Origin of the sequence: Microbacterium sp. NPDC097977, assembly GCF_040302605.1 — a bacterium.
Taxonomy (GTDB): Bacteria; Actinomycetota; Actinomycetes; order Actinomycetales; family Microbacteriaceae; genus Microbacterium.
On the sequence record NZ_JBEOUR010000137.1, the window covers coordinates 1 to 2,226 of the forward strand.

Annotated in this window: 3 protein-coding genes; 1 reads left to right on the forward strand and 2 read right to left on the reverse strand. The window is 70.8% G+C overall.

The window, feature by feature from the left end:
- Positions 1-92: 92 nt before the first annotated feature.
- The gene (locus ABTZ43_RS17180) at positions 93-1,160 is read right to left on the reverse strand and encodes an NADH:flavin oxidoreductase/NADH oxidase (RefSeq protein WP_350539639.1); all 1,068 of its coding nucleotides are present in this window, start codon (positions 1,158-1,160) and stop codon (positions 93-95) included.
- 55 nt (positions 1,161-1,215) lie between these two features.
- On the opposite strand from ABTZ43_RS17180, the gene ABTZ43_RS17185 reads away from it, so the two are divergent.
- A complete protein-coding gene (locus ABTZ43_RS17185; RefSeq protein WP_502885434.1) occupies positions 1,216-1,776 on the forward strand; it encodes an ADP-dependent NAD(P)H-hydrate dehydratase in 561 nt (186 codons plus the stop codon).
- 79 nt (positions 1,777-1,855) lie between these two features.
- Here the strand turns inward: ABTZ43_RS17185 and ABTZ43_RS17195 are convergent, their stop codons facing one another.
- Positions 1,856-2,122 (reverse strand): hypothetical protein, encoded by a 267-nt coding sequence (locus ABTZ43_RS17195; RefSeq protein WP_350539640.1) that lies wholly within the window; start codon positions 2,120-2,122, stop codon positions 1,856-1,858.
- Between the last annotated feature and the right edge of the window lie 104 nt (positions 2,123-2,226).

Genomic DNA, 2,226 nt, shown 5'->3' on the forward strand with positions numbered 1-2,226 from the left:
TGCAGGTCTTCGCCGTGGTGGATGAAGCGCTCGGCATGACCGATCTCCACGAACGCCCCGCCCACCTGACGGATGCTCGCGCCTGCGGGGGCTCAGCGCCAGTGCGCGCGCTCGTACTGCGGCGGCCAGGCGATGTCGGCACCGAGCTCGTGGGCGGCGCGGAGCGCGAAGTGCGGGTCGCGCAACCACTCGCGGCCGGCGAAGATCGCGTCCGCCGCGCCCTCGGCGAGCACCTGCTCGGCCTGCTCGGCGGCGGTGATCAGTCCGACCGCGGAGACCGGGATGCGCCCGCCCTGACGGACGGTCTCGGCGAGCGGCACCTGGTATCCGGGGAAGACGCTGATGTGCTGGTGCGCGACCAGACCACCGCTCGAGACGTCGATCAGGTCGGCGCCGCGGTCGGTGGCCCACGCACCGACGGTCGCGGCCTCATCGGGGGTGAAGCCGCCGTCGGCATGGTCGGTCGCGGAGATGCGCACGAACAGCGGCACGCCGTCGCCCGCGGCCTCGCGCACGGCCTCGACCACGCGGAGGAGGAGTCGCGCCCGGTTCTCGAGCGAGCCGCCGTAGTCGTCGTCGCGCAGGTTGGACAGCGGCGACAGGAACTGGTGCAGCAGGTAGCCGTGCGCGCCGTGGATCTCGAGCACGTCGAAGCCGGCCTCGATCGCCCGGCGCGCGGCGGAGGCGAACCCGGTCACGATCGCCTCGATCCCGTCGGCGTCGAGCGCGACGGGCTCTGCGAAGCCCTCGTAGGCGATCGCGGAGGGGGCGGTCGTGGTCCAGCCGCCCTCTGACTGCGGCACCGAGCCCTGGTGCTCGGCCCACGGCCACCAGGTCGAGGCCTTGCGACCTGCGTGGGCGAGCTGGATGCCGGCCTTCGCGCCGCGCGCATGGATCGCGGCGACGATCGGCGTCCAGGCGTCGCGCTGCTCGTCGTTCCAGAGCCCGACGTCCTGCGGCGAGATGCGTCCCTCCGGCACGACACCGGCCGCCTCGGCCACGATGAGCCCGGCGCCGCCCGAGGCGAACTGGGCGAGGTGCGTGTGGTGCCATTCCTGCACGATGCCGTCGATCGCGCTGTACATGCACATGGGGGACACCCAGAGCCGGTTGCGGAAGGTGACGGATCGGATGCTGAGAGGGGAGAAGAGGATGCTCACCCCTCGACGCTAGCGCCGTCTCGAGGGGCAGGGGTCGTCGGACTAACGTGGACTCATGCCCGATGCGCGCGAGTGGTCCCGAGAAGACACGGCACGTCTGGTGCGGGTGCCGGGGCCGGAGGACGACAAGTACTCCCGCGGTGTCGTCGGTCTCCGCACGGGGTCGCCGGCCTATCCCGGCGCGGCCGTGCTCGGGGTCGAGGCCGCCTGGCGCTCCGGTGCCGGCTTCGTGCGCTACATCGGCGAGGGACGCGCGGCGGATGCCGTGATCGCCCGCCGCCCCGAGACGGTGGTGAGCGCGCACGCGGCCGGAGCGCGGGTGGGCGCCTGGGTGATCGGATCGGGGACGGATGCCGCGAGTCGCAGCCCCGAGGCGGAGCAGGAGCTGCGTGCGCTGCTCGACGGGTCGGTGCCCGTGGTCGTCGACGCCGGCGCTCTGGACCTCGCACCCGGACGGCGCGCACCGCTGCTCCTGATGACGCTTTGCACCCCCGGCACCTTGCCCAGCGCGCGCTCGACCCGGCCAGCACAACTGGCGCAGGTCATGCCGCTGATGGGCAGGTCAAAGGTGGTGGATCCATTCATGGGGCAGTCCTCCAGGAGAAGTCGCCCTTAGGATCAACCTTGACCTGTGGGGAAGGTCAAGCACCTGTTTATTGCAGGCATCGGCTTGCCGGCGCCTACAGGGTGGATACTTAATATTCGAGGGCGGCGGGTTTGAGGTACATGCCGTCCGGGCCTTGGGCAATGCGCAATTTGCGCACGTCACCAGCCTTGAGCGTGATGTTTTGCGCGGGCGGCGCCAGCAATCCCGGCAGGCAGCCTGGCGACTGGCCCGGCAGCAGCTTCAGGCGCAAGGACAGGTTGCCCGCCGGCAGGTTGAACGAAGTGGCTTGTTCCTGGAACAGCCGGCCTGCCAGCTGGTCATTCAGGTACAGGCCGATTTCGCAGTTGGTCGGCACTTCCAGGCGCCCAGGGTGGGGTTGGTCCAGAGCGGGTCCGCGGGGGAGTCGAGGAGATCTCCGACCACGGTGAACAGGCGGCCATGACCCTCGATCGGCAGCGG

Bases quoted from the DNA above. Each gene is read 5' to 3' on its own strand.
- ABTZ43_RS17185 (WP_502885434.1), top strand. From the start codon at position 1,216: ATGCCCGATGCGCGCGAGTGGTCCCGAGAAGACACGGCACGTCTGGTG.